This window comes from Pseudoduganella flava (genome assembly GCF_007830495.1).
GTDB classification, from domain to species: domain Bacteria; phylum Pseudomonadota; class Gammaproteobacteria; order Burkholderiales; family Burkholderiaceae_D; genus Rugamonas; species Rugamonas flava.
This window is the reverse complement of record NZ_VLKW01000001.1, coordinates 122,284-139,410: the sequence shown is the minus strand read 5'-3', so window position 1 is coordinate 139,410 and position 17,127 is coordinate 122,284. Positions and strand designations below refer to the sequence as shown.

At 67.0% G+C, this 17,127-nt stretch carries 12 protein-coding genes; 4 read left to right on the top strand and 8 right to left on the bottom strand.

Going from position 1 to position 17,127, the window contains the following annotated elements:
• Window positions 1-47: 47 nt before the first annotated feature.
• From dxs to IP92_RS00635, 3 genes are read right to left on the bottom strand one after another with little or no spacing between them, the layout of a single operon-like run.
• Entirely contained in the window at window positions 48-1,919 is a 1,872-nt protein-coding gene (gene dxs / locus IP92_RS00645; protein ID WP_145872602.1) for a 1-deoxy-D-xylulose-5-phosphate synthase, read from the bottom strand.
• Entirely contained in the window at window positions 1,920-2,810 is an 891-nt protein-coding gene (locus tag IP92_RS00640) for a polyprenyl synthetase family protein (RefSeq protein WP_145872601.1), read from the bottom strand.
• Window positions 2,807-3,052: an exodeoxyribonuclease VII small subunit gene (locus tag IP92_RS00635; RefSeq protein ID WP_145873252.1), complete on the bottom strand. Its 246-nt coding sequence runs from the start codon at window positions 3,050-3,052 to the stop codon at window positions 2,807-2,809. The genes IP92_RS00640 and IP92_RS00635 overlap by 4 nt, the downstream gene beginning before the upstream one ends.
• 323 nt (window positions 3,053-3,375) lie before the next feature.
• Here IP92_RS00635 and IP92_RS00630 point away from each other — a divergent pair, with 323 nt between their 5' ends.
• The 3 genes from IP92_RS00630 (at window position 3,376) to IP92_RS00620 (ending at window position 6,317) form a co-directional block, all read left to right on the top strand.
• Window positions 3,376-4,476, top strand: coding sequence for an aromatic ring-hydroxylating oxygenase subunit alpha (locus IP92_RS00630; protein WP_145872600.1), 1,101 nt, complete (start codon window positions 3,376-3,378; stop codon window positions 4,474-4,476).
• 68 nt (window positions 4,477-4,544) lie between these two features.
• Window positions 4,545-5,468 (top strand): DMT family transporter, encoded by a 924-nt coding sequence (locus IP92_RS00625; protein WP_145872599.1) that lies wholly within the window; start codon window positions 4,545-4,547, stop codon window positions 5,466-5,468.
• Between the two features lie 9 nt (window positions 5,469-5,477).
• Entirely contained in the window at window positions 5,478-6,317 is an 840-nt protein-coding gene (locus IP92_RS00620) for a sulfurtransferase (protein WP_145872598.1), read from the top strand.
• Window positions 6,318-6,341: 24 nt separating this feature from the next.
• On the opposite strand, the gene IP92_RS00615 is transcribed toward IP92_RS00620, so the two are convergent.
• Complete coding sequence (locus IP92_RS00615; protein ID WP_145872597.1) at window positions 6,342-8,012, bottom strand: subtype B tannase; 1,671 nt, start codon at window positions 8,010-8,012, stop codon at window positions 6,342-6,344.
• 356 nt (window positions 8,013-8,368) lie between these two features.
• Between IP92_RS00615 and IP92_RS00610 the strand changes: the two genes are divergently transcribed.
• Window positions 8,369-11,266, top strand: a complete 2,898-nt coding sequence (locus IP92_RS00610) for a PEP-CTERM sorting domain-containing protein (protein WP_145872596.1) — start codon at window positions 8,369-8,371, stop codon at window positions 11,264-11,266.
• Between the two features lie 61 nt (window positions 11,267-11,327).
• Here the strand turns inward: IP92_RS00610 and IP92_RS00605 are convergent, their stop codons facing one another.
• The 4 genes from IP92_RS00605 to polA all read right to left on the bottom strand — a co-directional run bounded on the left by IP92_RS00605 (window position 11,328) and on the right by polA (window position 17,114).
• On the bottom strand, window positions 11,328-12,182 hold the full coding sequence (locus IP92_RS00605) for a UCP032817 domain-containing protein (RefSeq protein WP_145872595.1): 855 nt from the start codon (window positions 12,180-12,182) through the stop codon (window positions 11,328-11,330).
• 77 nt (window positions 12,183-12,259) lie between these two features.
• Window positions 12,260-13,081 (bottom strand): ZIP family metal transporter, encoded by an 822-nt coding sequence (locus IP92_RS00600; RefSeq protein WP_145872594.1) that lies wholly within the window; start codon window positions 13,079-13,081, stop codon window positions 12,260-12,262.
• An 83-nt stretch (window positions 13,082-13,164) separates the two neighbouring features.
• Window positions 13,165-14,040 (bottom strand): dienelactone hydrolase family protein, encoded by an 876-nt coding sequence (locus IP92_RS00595; RefSeq protein ID WP_145872593.1) that lies wholly within the window; start codon window positions 14,038-14,040, stop codon window positions 13,165-13,167.
• Between the two features lie 323 nt (window positions 14,041-14,363).
• Window positions 14,364-17,114 (bottom strand): DNA polymerase I, encoded by a 2,751-nt coding sequence (gene polA, locus IP92_RS00590; protein WP_145872592.1) that lies wholly within the window; start codon window positions 17,112-17,114, stop codon window positions 14,364-14,366.
• Window positions 17,115-17,127 lie beyond the last annotated feature (13 nt).

Sequence of the window (17,127 nt, the reverse complement as noted above, 5' to 3'; positions counted from 1 at the left end):
GGACTGTCCCTGGTGTGGTTTTACAACCAGCTCATCAATAGGTGCGTTCAGCCGTTGTTGACGACCAGCCTGGGCTCGCCACCCAGGAAGCGCTGCTTGATGGATTTGGCGATGCCGTCGCCGTCCAGGCCCACGCTGGCCAGCAGCTTGGCCGGGTCGCCGTGGTCGATGAACTTGTCCGGCAGGCCCAGCATCTGCAGCGGCTTGACGATGCCCGCTTCGGCCAGCGCCTCGGCAACGGCCGCGCCGGCGCCGCCCATCACGCAGCCCTCTTCCACCGTCACAAGGTAGTCGTGGTCGGCGGCCAGCTGCTTGACGAGCTCCACGTCCAGCGGCTTCACGAAACGCATGTTCGCAACCGTGGCGTTCAACTGCTCGCCCGCCTTCAGGGCCGGCGCCACCATCGAGCCGAAGGCGAGGATCGCGACGCGTTCGCCCTGGCGGCGTACTTCGCCTTTACCCAGCGGTATGGTCGTCAGCTCCTGCGCTATCGCCGCGCCGATGCCGGCGCCGCGCGGGTAGCGCACGGCGGCCGGGCCCGGGTAGTGGTAGGCGGTGGTCAGCATCTGGCGGCATTCATTCTCGTCGGATGCGGCCATCACGACCATGTTCGGGATGCAGCGCAGGTAGGCCAAATCGTAGTTGCCCGCGTGCGTCGCGCCATCGGCACCGACGATGCCGGCGCGGTCCAGTGCGAACGTCACGTCCAGGTTCTGCAGCGCCACGTCGTGGATCAGCTGGTCGTAGGCGCGTTGCAGGAACGTCGAGTAGATCGCCACCACGGGCTTCATGCCTTCGCAGGCGAGGCCCGCGCCGAACGTGACGGAGTGCTGCTCGGCGATGCCGACGTCGAAGTAGCGCTTCGGGTATTCCGCATTGAAGCGCACCATGCCGGAGCCTTCGCGCATCGCCGGCGTGATGCCGACCAGGCGCTCGTCCTTCGCCGCCATGTCGCACAGCCAGTTGCCGAACACCTCGGTGTACGTGATCTTCGCCGGCGCCGTGGCAGGCTTGATGCCTTCGGCCGGGTTGAACTTGCCGGTGCCGTGGTACAGGATCGGTTCCGCCTCGGCCAGCTTGTAGCCCTGGCCCTTCTTCGTCACCACGTGCAGGAATTGCGGGCCCTTCAGGTTGCGGATGTTCTGCAACGTGGGGATCAGCGAGTCGAGGTCGTGGCCGTCGATCGGGCCGATGTAGTTGAAGCCGAATTCCTCGAACATCGTGGCCGGCACCACCATGCCCTTCGCATGCTCTTCCAGCTTCTTCGCCAGCTCCAGCACGGGGCCCGGCAGCACGGACTTGCCGACGTTCTTCGCGGCCGCGTAGAACTGGCCGGACATCAGCCGCGCGAGATACCGGTTCAGCGCACCGACGGGCGGCGAGATCGACATGTCGTTGTCGTTCAGGATCACCAGCAGGTTGCAGTCCTCTTCGACGCCGGCGTTGTTCAGCGCTTCGAACGCCATGCCGGCCGTCATCGAGCCGTCGCCGATGACGGCGATCGCGTGGCGCTGTTCGCCCTTCAGCTTGGCGGCGGCCGCCATGCCCAGCGCGGCCGAGATCGACGTGGACGAGTGCGCGGTACCGAACGTGTCGTACTCGCTCTCGACGCGGCGCGGGAAGCCGGAGATGCCGTCCAGCTGGCGCAAGGTGTGGAACTGGTCGCGCCGGCCCGTCAGGATCTTGTGCGAATAGGTCTGGTGGCCCACGTCCCACACGATGCGGTCGTGCGGCGTGTTGAACACGTAGTGCAGCGCGACCGTCAGTTCGACGGTGCCCAGGTTCGACGACAGGTGGCCGCCCGTCTTCGAGACGGAGTCGAGCAGGAACGTGCGCAGCTCGTCGGCGAGCGGCTTCAGTTGATGGCGCGGCAGCTTGCGCAGGTCGGCCGGGTTGTTGATGGTTTCAAGCAGGTTCATTTATGCCTTCCGCTGCACGATCAGGTCCGCGAGTTCGAACAGGCGCCGGGCATTCTCGCCAAACGGCGCCAGCGCGGCATGCGCGTCGCGCCGCAGTTGTTCGGCCAGGGCGATCGACTTGTCGAGGCCCAGGATCGAGACGTAGGTGGGTTTGTTGTCGGCCGCGTCCTTGCCGGCCGTCTTGCCCAGCGTGGCCGAATCGGCCGTCGCGTCGAGCACGTCGTCGACGACCTGGAACGCCAGGCCGATCGCGCGGCTGTAGTCGTCCAGCGCTTGCAGTTCTTCCGCATGCAGGTCCTTGCCCGCCAGCGCGCCCAGCACGACGGAGGCACGCAGCAGCGCGCCCGTCTTCAGCTGGTGCATGCGCTCCAGCTGCTCGAGCGTCAGGCTGATGCCGACGCTGTCCAGGTCGATCGCCTGGCCGCCGCACATGCCGGCCGAGCCGGCCGCGTCGGCCAGCAGGCACAGCATCGTCACGAGCCGCGCCGAAGGCAGGCTGCCGCAGCCGGCCAGCACGCCGAACGCCTGCGCCTGCAGCGCATCGCCGACCAGCAGCGCCGTCGCTTCGTCGTACGCGACGTGCACGGTGGGTTTGCCGCGGCGCAGTTCGTCGTCGTCCATGCACGGCATGTCGTCGTGCACCAGCGAGTACGCATGGATCATCTCGACGGCCGCCGCCGCGCGCGACAGCACTTGCGCATCGGCGCCGAACAGCGCGCCGGCCGCATGCACCAGCAGCGGGCGCACGCGCTTGCCGCCGCCCAGCAGCGCATAGCGCATCGCTTCGTGCAGCTTGGTGGGGATCACGGTCGCGGCGGGCAGGTAAGCCGACATGTCGGCTTCCATCGCCGCCTGGATGCCCTTGGCCCAGTCGTTGAAGGTGACCGTCATTGGGCGGCCTCGTCGCCGTCGGCGAAGGGCTTCAGCATGTCGCCTTCCAGGATCTTCACCTGCGATTCGACCTTTTCCAGCTGGCCGGCGCAGTACTTGACGAGTTCGGAACCGCGCGCGTAGGCGGCCACGGAGGCTTCCAGCGGCAGCTGCCCGGATTCCATCTGCGTGACGAGCTGGGCCAGCTCCGCCATCGCTTCCTCGAAGGAGGCGGGAGCCCCGGGGGTGTCCTCGCCATTCATTTTCTTGACCATGGTACGTAAATTCGCCTCAAGCGCTAGCGTGTAGCCGCGTATTTTAGAACAAAGTCTACCGGCCGGTCCAAAATGACAACCCACCCGGACACCAAGAAGTTGCAATTGCGGCCAGCGGGGCGCCCCCGGGGTGGGAAACGGGGCACAATGCGGGTCCGGATGGGGAAACGGGCGAAGATTTATCGGCAGAGCTCCCATAACCACGCTATAATCTCCGGTTCTGTCCGAAATACCGTTTTTATACTCTGAATTCAGGTCTTTGCGGATTCTGTCTCTTCTTGGTTGCAGTACTTTAATTAAGGGGGGTTGGGATGTCCGATCTGGGTACCCACGCCAGGCTGGCGCGCTCCAACGCGCAATTGCCGGTCCACGTCTACTTTGACGAAGCGCTCCTGCAGCGTGAAATGCAGCAATTGTTTCAGAACGGCCCACGCTATGTGGGCCACGAACTGATGGTGCCGAACGTCGGCGACTTTACGACCCTCGCCGCGGAGAACGAGGGCCGCATGCTGGTCCGCAATAACCAAGGTATCGAACTGCTGTCGAACGTCTGCCGGCACCGCCAGGCACTGATGTTCAACGGGCGCGGCAACACCAATACGATCGTCTGTCCCCTGCACCGCTGGACCTACGACCTGAAGGGCGAACTGATCGGGGCACCGCACTTCCCCGACACGCCATGCCTGAATCTGCCGAAGGCCGGCCTGCAAAGCTGGAACGGCCTGCTGTTCGAACAGAACGGCTACAACGTGATGGAGAAGCTGAAGAACCTGTCGGTCACGAAGGATCTCGATTTCACCGGCTACATGCTCGATCACGTCGAAGTGCACGAGTGCGACTACAACTGGAAGACGTTCATCGAGGTGTACCTCGAGGACTACCACGTCGAGCCGTTCCACCCCGGCCTTGGCGCGTTCGTCACCTGCGACGACCTGCGCTGGGAATTCGGTGAGGACTACAGCGTGCAGACGGTGGGCGTGAACCGCGGCCTGAAGAAATCGGGCTCGCCGGCTTACCAGCGCTGGCAGGAACAGGTGCTGAAGTTCCGGAACGGCGAGGCACCGCCTTACGGTGCGATCTGGCTGACGCTGTACCCGAACATCATGGTGGAGTGGTATCCGCACGTGCTGGTCGTGTCCACGCTGTGGCCGCAGGGGACGGGCAAGACGAAGAACGTCGTCGAGTTCTACTACCCGGAAGAGATCGTGCTGTTCGAGCGCGAATTCGTCGAAGCCGAGCGCGCCGCCTACATGGAGACGTGCATCGAGGACGACGAGATCGCGCAGCGCATGGATGCGGGCCGCAAGATCCTGCTGGACCGGGGCGAGAACGATGCGGGCCCGTACCAGAGCCCGATGGAAGACGGCATGCAGCACTTCCACGAGTGGTACCGCAAGAAGCTCGATGTATAAATAGCATGAACAATCAAGGGGACAGCTCCGGTCATCGGACTGTCCCCTTTGTTTTTGGAAGGACTTGAATGCAATCGCTGTGGATGTTGTTCGCCAGTTTCCTGTTTGCCGCGATGGGCGTGTGCGTGAAGATCGCCTCCGACATGTACTCGACGTCGGAGATCGTGATGTACCGCGGCATCGTCGGCGTGATCGTGCTGCTGGCATTGATCCGCATCCAGGGCGGCACCCTGAAGACGAAGTTCGCGATGGGGCACCTGTGGCGCAGCGTGATCGGCGTGATCTCGCTGTGGCTGTGGTTCTTCTCGATCCACAAGCTGCCGCTGGCCACGGCGATGACCTTGAACTACCTGTCGCCGATCTGGATCGCCGTGTGGCTGTTCGCGCACGGCTGGTGGCATGCGCAGAACCGCATTGAATGGCCGCTGATCCTCGCTGTCGGCATGAGCTTCGTCGGCGTCATCCTGCTGCTGCAGCCCGCGTTCCATTCGGACCAGCTGGTGTACGCGCTGATCGCGATCGGCTCGTCCGTGCTGACGGCGATGGCGTACATGCAGGTGCGTAAGCTGGGGCTCGCGGGCGAGCCGGAATACCGCGTCGTGTTCTACTTCGCCGTGACGAACATCGTCGCGGGCCTCTTCGGCCACGTGGCCGAGGCGGGCGGCGGCCCCGTCGTGTTCCACTCGCTGAACACCGGCTACGGCTTCCTGCTGCTGTTGGGGATCGGCCTGTTCGCGACGGCCGCGCAGGTGTCGATGACGCGCGCCTACCGGCTCGGCAACACGCTCGTCGTCGCCAACCTGCAATACACGGGCATCGTGTTTTCCAGCGCCTGGGGCGTGATCGTCTTTTCCGACCGGTTCGACTGGCACAGCTGGCTGGGCATCGGCGTCATCCTCATCTCCGGCATGGCCGCGACGTTCTACAATACGAAGAGCACCGCGCGCGGCAAGGCAGTGGCCGCGACGGATCCGATCGCCAGCGAAGTGTAAGGAGACCGCATGTACAACACCCTGATCGACGCCGCCACCCTGGCCGCGCATATCGACGACTCGCACTGGGTCGTGGTGGATTGCCGCCACGACCTGATGAACCTCGCCGCCGGCCGCGAGGCCTATGCAGCCGGCCACATTCCCGGTGCGCGGTTCGCCAGCATGGAGGACGAGCTGTCCGGCCGCAAGACGGGTACGAATGGCCGCCACCCTTTGCCCGAGCGCGCCGCGCTGATCGCCGCGCTGCGCAGCTACGGCATCGACGACGACACCCAGGTTGTCGCATACGATGCACATGGCGGCATGTATGCCGCAAGGCTGTGGTGGCTGCTGCGCTCGGTCGGCCATGAAGCCGTCGCCGTGCTCGATGGCGGCCTGCAGGCATGGCAGGCGCTGGGCCGGCCGGTGACGACCGACGTGCCGCAACCGCGGGCTGGCAACCTGGCCGAGCGCCCTGCCCTGACCCGCACCGTGTCGGTGGACGACGTGGTGGCGAACCTGGCCACGCAGGCGTTCACCGTCGTCGATGCGCGTGCCAACGACCGCTTCCGCGGCGAGAACGAAACGATCGACCCGGTCGGCGGCCACATCCCCGGCGCGAAGAACCGCTTCTTCAAGGACAACCTGGGCGCCGATGGCCGCTTCAAGCCTGCCGACCAGCTGAAGCAGGAATTCGCGCCGCTGTTCGCCGCACCCGAGAAGGCCGTGATGCAGTGCGGCTCCGGCGTGACGGCCTGCCACAACCTGCTTGCGCTGGAAGTGGCCGGCATGCCGGGTGCCGCGCTGTATCCGGGCTCCTGGTCCGAATGGTGCGCGGCGCCCGAGCGCCCAGTGGCCACGGGCGCGTAAAGCCGTGCTGACTACGCGCGTGCGTTACAGCCCGCGCGCCGCCGCGGCCTTCAACGTCGCGGCAATCCACGCCATCGCCTCCGGCACGTCGTAGTTGCCCGCATGCGGCTGGTTCCACGCCAGCCGGTAGTTCACTTCCTGCACCTTCGGATCGGCCTGCAGCGCGCGCGTCAGGTTGATCGATACCGTGAACGCCGTGTCGCGATCGCGCGTGCCGTGCCGCACGTACCAGTACGGCGCCGTGTCCGTGCCGGTGCCGATGTAGGCCATCGGGTTGATCAGCCGGACCTGATTCAGCACGGGCGTCGTCGCCAGGCTGAAGTACCGGCTGGCCGTGATGCCCGTGTCGTCGTAGCCGATGCCGTCGCCGTGCACGTCGTTGTTGTCCCAGCCGTACTCGGTGAAGTTCGAGTACTTCTGCGCGCTGGTGCCGAACAAATTCGATTCGCCGCTCGACGCGGTGACCGTCAGGCCCGTCTGGTCGAACGCCGGCGCGGCCTTCAGCGTGGCCTGCGTGGCGACGAACTTCAGGTACTTCGTCATGTCGATCGACACGACCTTGCGCGCCGCGTTGTCGACCGTGAGCCAGTCGTTCACGTAGGTGACGGTCGTCGCCGGGCCGCCCATGCCGCCTGCGGTGAACGTCATGTTCTCGCCAAGGTTCGGGATCGTGCCGCCGCCCGCCATGTACACCTCGGCCGAGTGGATCACTTCCTGGCGGATCTGCGCCAGCATGTTTTCGGCCGTCAGGGCCGCGCCGCTGCCGTTGCTCAGCCTCAGGCCGGCCTGATAGGCGGGGAACTTCGCGGCCAGTTGCGCGCTGCCCGTGGGGTTCGGGTTGCGGCCCACGGCCGCGCGCGTGCCCAGCGTCGTGTACAGCCATTCGTAGGCCAGGTCCGCATTGCCAAGGTCCGTGATCGGGCAGTAGGCGTTGATGGCGAGGACGTCGTCGCGCAGCGTGCTGCGGCCGTTCGCATCGATGCCGGCCGCGCCGATCGCGGCGAGGTAAGGCAGATAGTCCGCGCTGTTGCCGGAGGCGCCGATGACCGACGACAGCCCGCCGCCGCCGCTGGTGCCGTTGACGACGATGCGGTTGGCGCTGCCCGGCATCAGCACGTCGTTCAGGCGCAGGTAGCGGATCGCCGCCTTCGCGTCGACCACAGGCGCCGGCGCCTTGCCCGCCCAGCTGCCGTCGGCCGCCGTCATGCCGCGGCTGCGCGTGGCGACGTCGATGTACACATAGCCCGCCTTCAGCGCGGCGGCCACGTTGCTGGTCGCGCTGTCGTAGCTGGCGCCGTCCGTCACGCTGGCCTTGATGTAGCTGGCGAACCAGCCGCCGTTGTTGACGGCGAAGTACAGCGCCGTGTCCTGACTGGCCGAGGAACTCTCGGGCACGAAGATGTTCATGCTCTGGTAGCCGCACTGCGTATTCGCGATCGTCGTGCTGGTGCCCATCAGCGTGGCCTGCGTGGCGCTGGCCGCCACCGGTTTCGCCACGTAGCACACCTCCTTGTACCAGCGCACCGGCACCTGCGCGCCGTCGATCGTGACGTTGATCGTCGTGTACTTCGCGGGGTCGAACGTCAGCGCGCCGTCGAACGCGCCGGCGCCGGGCGTGCCGCCATTGCCCGAGCCGCAGGCGGCCAGCGAGGTCAGTAACAGTGCGCCGAGTGCGCGTTGGCCGATTGAATGCATGCAGTCTCCTTGTGGTTGTAAAAAATCGGGGCGCAGCCCGCCCTGGCGGGTGGAACGCCGTATCGGTGTCGAACGGGGAAGCGGGTCAGGCCGGCGGGTGCCGCGTGGCGGTGGCCGGCGCGCGCGTCGTCATCGTGTCTCCTGTTGCGAACGAGTATAGGAGCGCCCGGCCGTACGACGATTGCGTTGTGCTTCTTGAAAAGTGCGTTTTGCTTATCGCGCGGCGCCACCGAAGGCGCTGGCTTGCAGTCCGATAGGGATGATCGTCGGGACGATATAAAAAAAATAACATACGATTGCGGTTGCGAGATTTCCGCCGTTGCCCCCTTCCCCATCACTTCAGAGGAGAATCGTCAATGAAGCATGCGAGTCTGCATCGTCACGCCACATCCCTGCGCGGTCGCCAGTTGCTCCCGTTGCTGCTGGCGGCATCCGTGGGCCACGCGTACGGCGCCACTACCGGTCCCGCGGGCACGCCGGGCCAGAACGGCGCGACGGCCGGCGCCGCCGGCACGGCCGGGGGTGCCGCACCGGCCTTTACGGTATCGCGTACGCTGTTCGACGACCTCGAGGTCAACGGCGGTGCCGGCGGCAAGGGCGGCAACGGTGCAGCGGGCGCCACGGGGCAGAACGGCGGCGCGGCCGGTGCGGGTGGCGCGGGCGCGGCAACCAGCCTGACGCTGAACGACAGCCGCCTGGCCCCGGCGAGCACCATCGTGTGGGTTACGGGCGGCACGGGCGGCAGCGCGGGCGCCGCGGGCGTGGCCGGCGCCGGTGCCGCAGCGGGAGCGGAGGCCGTCGGCGGCAGCGGTGGCACGGCGGCCCTCGAGGCGACGCTCGGCGGTACCGGCGGTCAGGCCGCCGCCGTTACCCTGAGGACGGATGGCGGCCGAGCGGGCCACGGCAGTGCTGGAGGCGGTGCCGGCGGCGCCGCCAGCGCCCGGGCGAGAGTCGCGCAGAACGCTGCCACCATTGCCGAGACAAACATCAACGTCAGGGGCGGCCGGGGCGGCAACGCGACGGTTTACGCCGATGGCGCCGGCAACGGCAACGGTGGCGCGGGCGGCGCCGCGTTCGCAACGCTCGATGCCAGCAACGCGGCCGGCTACCAGGGCACGGTCGACGTGACCGGTGGCATGGGCGGCAACGCCTATGGCGCGGGCCAGCGCGCGGGCGATGGGGGCGCGGCAGCGGCGGTCGTCAACGCGTCCGGCGGCAACGGTCCTCTTGCGCTGACCACCCGGATCGAAGGTGGTGCAGGCGGCTATGGGCTGCGTGGCGCGAAGGGTGGCAATGGCAGCGGCGTCACGGTACGGGACGCGCTGACGCTCGCCACGCATGGCACCCTGCAGCTCAACTTGTACGGGAACGCCGGCCCCGGTGGCAGCAGCGATGCCGCGGCCGGCGCGGGCGGCGACGCGGACGTGCAGCTGACGTTGCACGATACCCAAGCAACGGCGCTCACCATCCGGTTGGACAGCCGCGGTGCCTATGGCGGTTCAGCCAGCGGCAACCGATCCGCCGTCGCCGGCAAGGCGGGCACGGCGAACGCGCGCGCCGATGTGACGGGGCATGGCCCGGTCACGCTGACCGTCTCCGCCGAGAGCGGTCGGGGCGGCAGCCACGATGCAGGGGGAACGGCCGAGAACGGTGCTTCAGCCACCGCCGAAGCCCACGCGCGCGGCACCGGCACGGTGGTGAGCGTGGCCAACGCGATCGGCGGGGCGGCGGGCTACAGCCGCGCCGGCAGCGCCAGAGCAGGTACGGGTTACGCGAGGGCTTCCGCGCACAGCGACAACGGCGACGCAACTGCCAGGGCGCGCGCGACCGGCGGCTTCGGCACGGGAGACGGCGCCGGCGGTTCGGTAACCCTCGTCGACGCTGTCAGCGGCAGCGCCAGCGGTACGCTGACCTTGGTGCAGATCGCCAACGGCCGCGTGGGCGGGAGTGGCTCCCCCTTGTCCGCCGGCGGCGCCGGCGGTGCCGCGGTGTCGCGGCTGTCGTTCAGCGACGCGCGTGCCGCGCGGATAAACGCGACCGTCGAGGCGCACGGCGGTGACGGCGGTGACGGAGCCGACGGCCTGGACGGTCTCGGCGGCTCGGCCGACGCCGCGCTGTCGCTGGCCGCCACCGCCGCCGGTTCGCGCGCAACGGGGACCGTGGTGGCACACGGGGGGCTGCTGGGGTGGGGCCGCCCGGGCGCATCCGAGCGGGCTGGTGACGCGACTGGCGTCGCGCTGGTGCAGGCCGACCGGCAGGCCGTCGCACGCGTCGAGGCACACGGCAGCACAGTGAATGGCAATGAGGGCGTGGTCGCCAGCAACGCCAGCGCACAGGCGCGCGCCATCTCCGCCGGCGAGGCCGATGCCCTGGCCATTGCCCGTGCCGACCTCGGCAAGTCCAACAGGGGGACGGCGCGGGCCGAGGCGGTCGGCGGGAACGGCACCACGAGCGCTGCCGCCCTAGCGATGGGCGCCAATGTGGATGCCGTCGCGCTGTCGCGTGCGACGGGCGCCTCACTCAACGAAGCCTATGCCCACGCGACGGGGGTGGAAACGGCCTCCACGCTGGCACGGAGCGTTTCCACCGGTACCGGCGGCCTCACCGTGACGACTACGGCAAGCTCAGCCGGCGCGGCAGACGGGGGGACCGGATGGGGAGCGGCGACGTCGGCCAACATTGGCGGCGCGCTCGGCACGAGAGATCTTGTCTTGGGGGATGTCGGCTTTGCCTCCGCGACGGCACTGCCCGACGCGGCAAGCATGGTACCGATCCTCGCAGCAGCGCCGGCGGCAGCCGCGGCGCTCGCCAAAGGAGAGATCATCGCGGTGGGCACGATGGGCATCCAGTCAGCTGCCCCGCCAAGCAACTTGCTGTCGGCAAACTTCCAGTTCGCCACCGATGCGCCGCGCTACCTGACACTTGGCCTCCTAGGAACGCTGTCCGACCAAGGCCTCACCTTCAGCGACCTGGAACTGACCGTCAGCAGCCACGGCACGCAATTGTTCACGCAGTCGTTCGACAGCGTGGCCGCCGCGCAGCAGTTCTTCGCCGACCAGGCCATCTCGCTCGGCATGCTGGGCGCAGGCATGCAGGACATCCTCGTCAGCACCGAGATCACGGGGAGCGACCGCGGCGGCTTCCAGTTCCAGTACGCGCTGGGCGTATCGGCCGTGCCGGAACCGGGTTCGTGGATGTTGATGCTGGTCGGGATGACCGTCGTGCTGGTCGTGACGCGCCGGCGCCGCGCCTGATCGCCGGCCCGGCATCCGCCGCACGCGGGTGCCGGGCTGTACCCCTACCTGGCGGCCGGGGTCAGTCGCCCCCGCCGCCTCCACCGCAACCGCCGCCGCAGCTGCTGCCGCAACCGCCGCCACTGTCGCCGCAACCGCTGTCGCCGCCACTGTCCCCACAACCACCGTCGCTGCCGGCGTCGCCGCCCACCAGGCCGGCCGTGCCACCGCACGAGCCGCCATCGCCGTGGCTGCGCGACGCGGCGGCATTGCTGCCGGCGCTTGCCATGCAGCGCGCGAGCCAGCGATCGTAATCGTCCTGCGCGATCAGGCCCGCGGCCAGCAGAAAATCCGGGTCCGTGCCCGGACTCACCCACGTCGCGGCGCCGGCACGACGGTACTTGTTCACCAGCGCATACACCATGCGGTGCTTGTGGACGTAGTAATGATAACCGCCCGGCATGCGCAGCTTGCGATCCGTCGCGAACAGCCGCGGTACCTTCGGCCCGGCCAGGTCCAGCTTGTCCATCGTGCGCGCCGTCACCAGGCACATCGCCATCGGCAGCTCCATGCCGCCCGCCATCGCGTTGGCTTCGACGTGGGGAATACGCTGGCCGTAATGGCGCTCGCAGAACGCGTCGAGCGATTCAGACGACCAGCTCAGCCACGCATGCCAGACCGAGTCTGCCGCCTTCGACGGCAGCGCGCACGGCCGGTTGCTGCGCCTGACGCATTCGAAGAACGTCAGCAGCGCGTCGGTGGCGCGGAGATAAAAAAAGGCATCCTGCGGGATGCCTGGGAATTCGTGGTGCGCCGTCTGCGCCCAGTGATCGTACAGCTTCGGGGGAACGTCGCACAACGCTTTGCGGTTGCGCGACGTGAGGTAGATGTGGCCGGTGCGGGCCAGGTTGACTGCTTCGGACAGGATGTACAGCAAGTGTCACCTCCCTGTTGTTGTTTTTGTTGTCCCTATGCTCGCACCATTGTATGACAGCTGTGTGACATATTCCCCGGTCAGTGCGCGTGCTTGCTCGCGGTCAGCAGCAGCACGATGCACACGCCGAGCGCGATCAACAGCACCTGCGGCACCGTTTCGCGCAGCGTGGCTCGGCGCTGCATCTGCGGCATCAGGTCGCTGACGGCGATGTAGATGAAGCCGGACGACGCGAACACGAGCACGTACGGAATCAGGTTGCTGGCGCGGTCCAGCGTGTAGTAACCGAGCAGGCCGCCGGCCACCGCCAGCAGGCTGCACAACAGGTTGTAGACATACGCGCGGGTGCGCGAGAAGCCCGCGTTCAGCAGCACGATGAAGTCGCCGATCTCCTGCGGGATCTCGTGCGCGACGATGGCCACGGCGGCGACGATGCCCAGGTGCGGGTCAGCCAGGAATGCCGCCGCGATCAGGATGCCGTCCGTGAAGTTGTGCATGCCGTCGCCCAGCAGGATCATCCAGCCGGCGCGGCCAGCCTCGTGCTTGTCGTGGCCGTGCGCGTGGTGGTGGCCGTCACCCTCGTGGTGGTGCGAATGGCGCAGGATCGCCAGCTTCTCCAGCATGAAGAAGGCCAGCAGGCCGCCCAGCAAGGTGGCGAACAACGTGCGCGGGTCGGCGTGCGATTCGAAGGCTTCCGGCAGCGCGTGCAGCAGCGACGTGGACAGCATGATGCCGACCGACAGGCTAACCATCCGCTCGACGACCCGCGACAGCAGCGTGAACGAGAACAGCGCCGCCGCGGAAATGCTGACGATGCCGGCGAACGTCGTCGCCAGCAGAATGGATGTGAGTACCGGATCGATTTTGGGACCTCTTGTGGGCGTAACGAGCGCGCCCGACATCGGCCAGACAGAACGCGCAAACCGGACATTTTACCGTCCGGCTCGCTCTTCTGCTCAAATCGGCAAATCGCCCGGCCGGGGAATCAGTCCACGCCGTGCTGCTTGAACCAGTCCAGCGCCCGTTTCCAGCCGTCCTTCGCATCCGCTTCCACGTAGCTGGGGCGGTAGTCCGCGTGGAACGCGTGGCCGGAATTCGGATAGATGACGAACGTGGAGCCGGACTGCCCTTTCGCCAGCTCGGCCTTCATCTTTTCGACCGTGTCGAGCGGGATGCCCTGGTCCTTCGCGCCGTACAGGCCGAGGATCGGCGTCTTCAGCGTGGCAGCAACGTCGACAGGATGCTTGGGCGTATTGGCAGTGACTTCCCCTAGTAACCTCCCATACCACGCAACTCCGGCCTTGACGGCCGGATTGTGCGCGGCATACAGCCACGTGATGCGGCCGCCCCAGCAGAAGCCGGTAATGCCCAGCTTGTCGGCGGCGCCGCCGTTCTGCTTGGCCCACGCGACGCAGGCGTCGAGGTCGCGCATCACCTGGATGTCCGGCGTCTTGCTGATGATGTTCTTCTGCAGCTCGGCGATCGACGGCTCCTTCTGCGGGTCCCCCTGGCGCGCGAACAGGTTCGGCGCCAGCGCCAGGTAGCCCTGCTTGGCGAAGCGGCGCGCGACGTCAGCGATGTGCTCGTGCACGCCGAAGATCTCGGAAATCACGAGGAGCACGGGCAGGCCCGTCTTGCCGTTCGGCTGGGCGCGGTACACGGGGACGGGATAGCCGTCGACGGTGACGGTGATGGTGCCGGCCGTCAGACCCTCGCTATCGGTCTTCACCACGGTCTCGGCCGTGACGGGCAGCGCGGCGACGGCGAACCCGGTGCCGAGCGCGGCCTTCAATAAGTCGCGGCGGCTGATCCCCTCCGCCTCGCCGATCAGGCTCGCGGCATCGTTGTGCAGGTCTTTCATGCGTCCTCCAGAATGAGTGATCGGGGAAATTGAAACATAATGGTGATGAAAAGCCAACTTTTATTGGGCGGACGGCAGCGGGTCGCCGGCTTTGGACCACCCCCACGGCAAATGCCGGGGTCAGACCCGGCGGGTCTGACCCCAGGGTCTGCCTCGGGTTTTCTTGCAAGGCGACGGCACGCTCAGTGCGCGAAGGCGCCTGCGGACGCACGCGTCGTCAGTGCGCGGAGGCGCCTGCCGATGCACGCGTCGTCAGTGCGCGGAGGCGCCTGCCGATGCACGCGTCGTCAGTGCGCGGAGGCGCCTGAGCGAGCAGTGCTCGCTCAGTGCGCCTCCTCCCAATTCCTCCCCACACCCACCTCGGCAACCAGCGGGACCTTCAGTTCGGCGACGCCGGCCATCAGCTTCGGCAGCGTTTCCTTCACCAGCGCCAGCTCGTCGTCCGGGACTTCCAGCACCAGTTCGTCGTGCACCTGCATGATCATGCGCGCCTTCAGGTTTTCCTTTTCCAGCCAGTCCTGCACGGCGATCATCGCCAGCTTGATCAGGTCCGCCGCCGTGCCCTGCATCGGCGCGTTGATGGCCGCGCGTTCCGCTGCCTGGCGGCGCGGGCCGTTCGGCGAGTTGATCTCGGGGAGCCACAGGCGCCGGCCGAATACCGTCTTCACGTAGCCGTTCGCCTTGGCTTCCAGCCGCGTCTCGTCCATGTAGCGCTTCACGCCGGCGAAGCGCTGGAAGTAGCGGTCGATGTAGTTCTGCGCCGCCGTGCGGTCGATGCCCAGGTTGGCGGCAAGGCCGAATGCGCTCATGCCGTAGATCAGGCCGAAGTTGATCACCTTCGCGTAGCGCCGCTGTTCGCTCGACACCTCGCCCGGGGCCACGCCGAAGATCTCGGCAGCCGTCGCGCGGTGGATGTCCTCGCCCTCGGCAAACGCCTTCAGCATCGCCGGGTCTTCCGAGATGTGCGCCATGATGCGCAGCTCGATCTGCGAATAGTCGGCCGACACGATATGGCTGCCTTCCGGCGCGACGAACGCCTCGCGGATGCGCCGCCCTTCCGCCGTGCGGATCGGGATGTTCTGCAGGTTCGGATCGTTCGATGCGAGGCGCCCCGTCACGGCGACCGCCTGCGCATAATTCGTGTGCACCCGGCCCGTTTGCGGGTTGATCATCTTCGGCAGCTTGTCCGTGTACGTGGACTTCAGCTTGGCCATGCCGCGGTACTCCAGCAGCACCTTCGGCAGCGGGTAGTCCTCGGCCAGCTTCTGCAGCACTTCCTCGTCGGTGGACGGCGCGCCGCTCGGCGTCTTCTTCACCACCGGCAGCTTCAGCTTGTTGAAGAAGATCTCACCGATCTGCTTCGGCGAACCCAGGTTGAACGGGCCCTCGGCCAGCTCGTAAGCCTTCTGTTCCAGCTCGGCGATGCGCGCACCCAGCTCGCTCGACTGCGTCTGCAGCAGCGCCGCGTCGATCAGCACGCCGTTGCGTTCGATCTTCTGCAGCACGACGGCCGTCGGCAGCTCGATGTTGCGGTACACCTTCGTCAAGCCTTCGTCGCCTTCCACGTGGCCGTGCATCGCCAGGTGCAGGCGCAGTGTGATGTCGGCATCCTCGGCCGCGTATTCGGTGGCGCGCTGCACTTCGACCTGGTCGAAGCAGATCTGGTTGGCGCCCTTGCCGCACACGTCCTCGTACGGAATCGTCTTGTGGTTCAGGTGGCGCATCGCCAGGCTGTCCATGTCGTGCGTACGGTGCGATTCGAACACGTACGATTGCAGCAAGGTGTCGTGCACGATGCCGCGCAACGTCACGCCGTGGTTGGCGAAGATGTGCGCGTCGTACTTCAGGTTCTGGCCCAGCTTGCACTTGCTGGCGTCTTCCAGCCAGGGCTTGAGTTTTTCCAGCACCAGCTCGCGCGGCAGCTGTTCCGGCGCGCCGGCATAGCGGTGCGCCACCGGGATGTAGCAGGCCAGGCCCGGCTCGGTGGCCATCGAGATGCCCACCAGCTGCGCGTTCATCGGTTCGAGCGACGTCGTCTCCGTATCCAGCGACACCAGTTCGGCGGCCTGGATGCGGGCGATCCACTCGTCCAGCTGCGCTTCCGTCAGCAGCGTTTCGTAGCGCACGTTCGCCGGCGGCTGGGCGAACATGTCGCCCGTCGCGCCTTCCGGGGCAGCCGGCGTCGTCTGGCCCGCGACGGCCGTCGACGGCGTCAGCGCCTTCAGCTCGCGTAGCAGCGTCTTGAAGCCGTACTTCGTGAAGAACGCCAGCAGCGATTCATGGTCCTCGTCGCGCGCCACCAGCGATTCGGTGATCGACATCATGTGCTGCGCCAGGTCGCAGTCCGTCTTCACCGTGATCAGTTCGCGGCCCTTCGGCAGCCAGTCCAGCGCCGCGCGCAGGTTCTCGCCGACGGCGCCCGTGACCTTGTCGGCGTTGGCGATGACGCCATCGAGGCTGTCGTACTGCGTCAGCCATTTCACGGCCGTCTTCGGACCGCACTTGCTCACGCCGGGCACGTTGTCGACGGTGTCGCCGATCAGCGTCAGGTAATCGATGATGCGGTTTGGCGGCACGCCGAATTTCGCCACCACGCCCGCTTCGTCGAGCTTCTCGTTGGTCATCGTGTTGATCAAGGTGACGTGCGGCGTGACCAGCTGGGCCAGGTCCTTGTCGCCGGTCGAGATGATCACGTCCATGCCGTTTTTCTCGGCCGTGACGGACAGGGTGCCGATCACGTCGTCCGCCTCCACGCCCTCGACCATCAGGATCGGCCAGCCCATCGCCTTCACGGCCTCGTGGATCGGCTCGATCTGCAGCGACAGGTCGTCCGGCATCGACGCGCGGGTCGCCTTGTATTCCGGGTACAGGTCATCGCGGAACGTCTTGCCCTTGGCATCGAACACGCAGGCGATGTACGCGGCCGGGTAATCGGCGCGCAGCCGGCGCAGCATGTTGACCATGCCGTGCATCGCACCGGTCGGGTGGCCGTCCGGGCTGCGCAGGTCGGGCAGCGCGTGGAAGGCACGGTAGAGATAGCTGGAACCGTCGACCAGCAGCAGAGTTTTTTGCATGAGTGAACCCGGG

Excerpts from the sequence above, each read along its gene's own strand:
- IP92_RS00635 (WP_145873252.1), bottom strand. The coding sequence starts at position 3,052 with ATGAATGGCGAGGACACCCCCGGGGCTCCCGCCTCCTTCGAGGAAGCG.
- IP92_RS00620 (WP_145872598.1), top strand. The coding sequence starts at position 5,478 with ATGTACAACACCCTGATCGACGCCGCCACCCTGGCCGCGCATATCGAC.
- IP92_RS00595 (WP_145872593.1), bottom strand. The coding sequence starts at position 14,040 with ATGAAAGACCTGCACAACGATGCCGCGAGCCTGATCGGCGAGGCGGAG.
- IP92_RS00625 (WP_145872599.1), top strand. The coding sequence starts at position 4,545 with ATGCAATCGCTGTGGATGTTGTTCGCCAGTTTCCTGTTTGCCGCGATG.
- IP92_RS00610 (WP_145872596.1), top strand. The coding sequence starts at position 8,369 with ATGAAGCATGCGAGTCTGCATCGTCACGCCACATCCCTGCGCGGTCGC.
- dxs (WP_145872602.1), bottom strand. The coding sequence starts at position 1,919 with ATGAACCTGCTTGAAACCATCAACAACCCGGCCGACCTGCGCAAGCTG.
- IP92_RS00600 (WP_145872594.1), bottom strand. The coding sequence starts at position 13,081 with ATGTCGGGCGCGCTCGTTACGCCCACAAGAGGTCCCAAAATCGATCCG.
- IP92_RS00630 (WP_145872600.1), top strand. The coding sequence starts at position 3,376 with ATGTCCGATCTGGGTACCCACGCCAGGCTGGCGCGCTCCAACGCGCAA.
- polA (WP_145872592.1), bottom strand. The coding sequence starts at position 17,114 with ATGCAAAAAACTCTGCTGCTGGTCGACGGTTCCAGCTATCTCTACCGT.
- IP92_RS00640 (WP_145872601.1), bottom strand. The coding sequence starts at position 2,810 with ATGACGGTCACCTTCAACGACTGGGCCAAGGGCATCCAGGCGGCGATG.
- IP92_RS00615 (WP_145872597.1), bottom strand. The coding sequence starts at position 8,012 with ATGCATTCAATCGGCCAACGCGCACTCGGCGCACTGTTACTGACCTCG.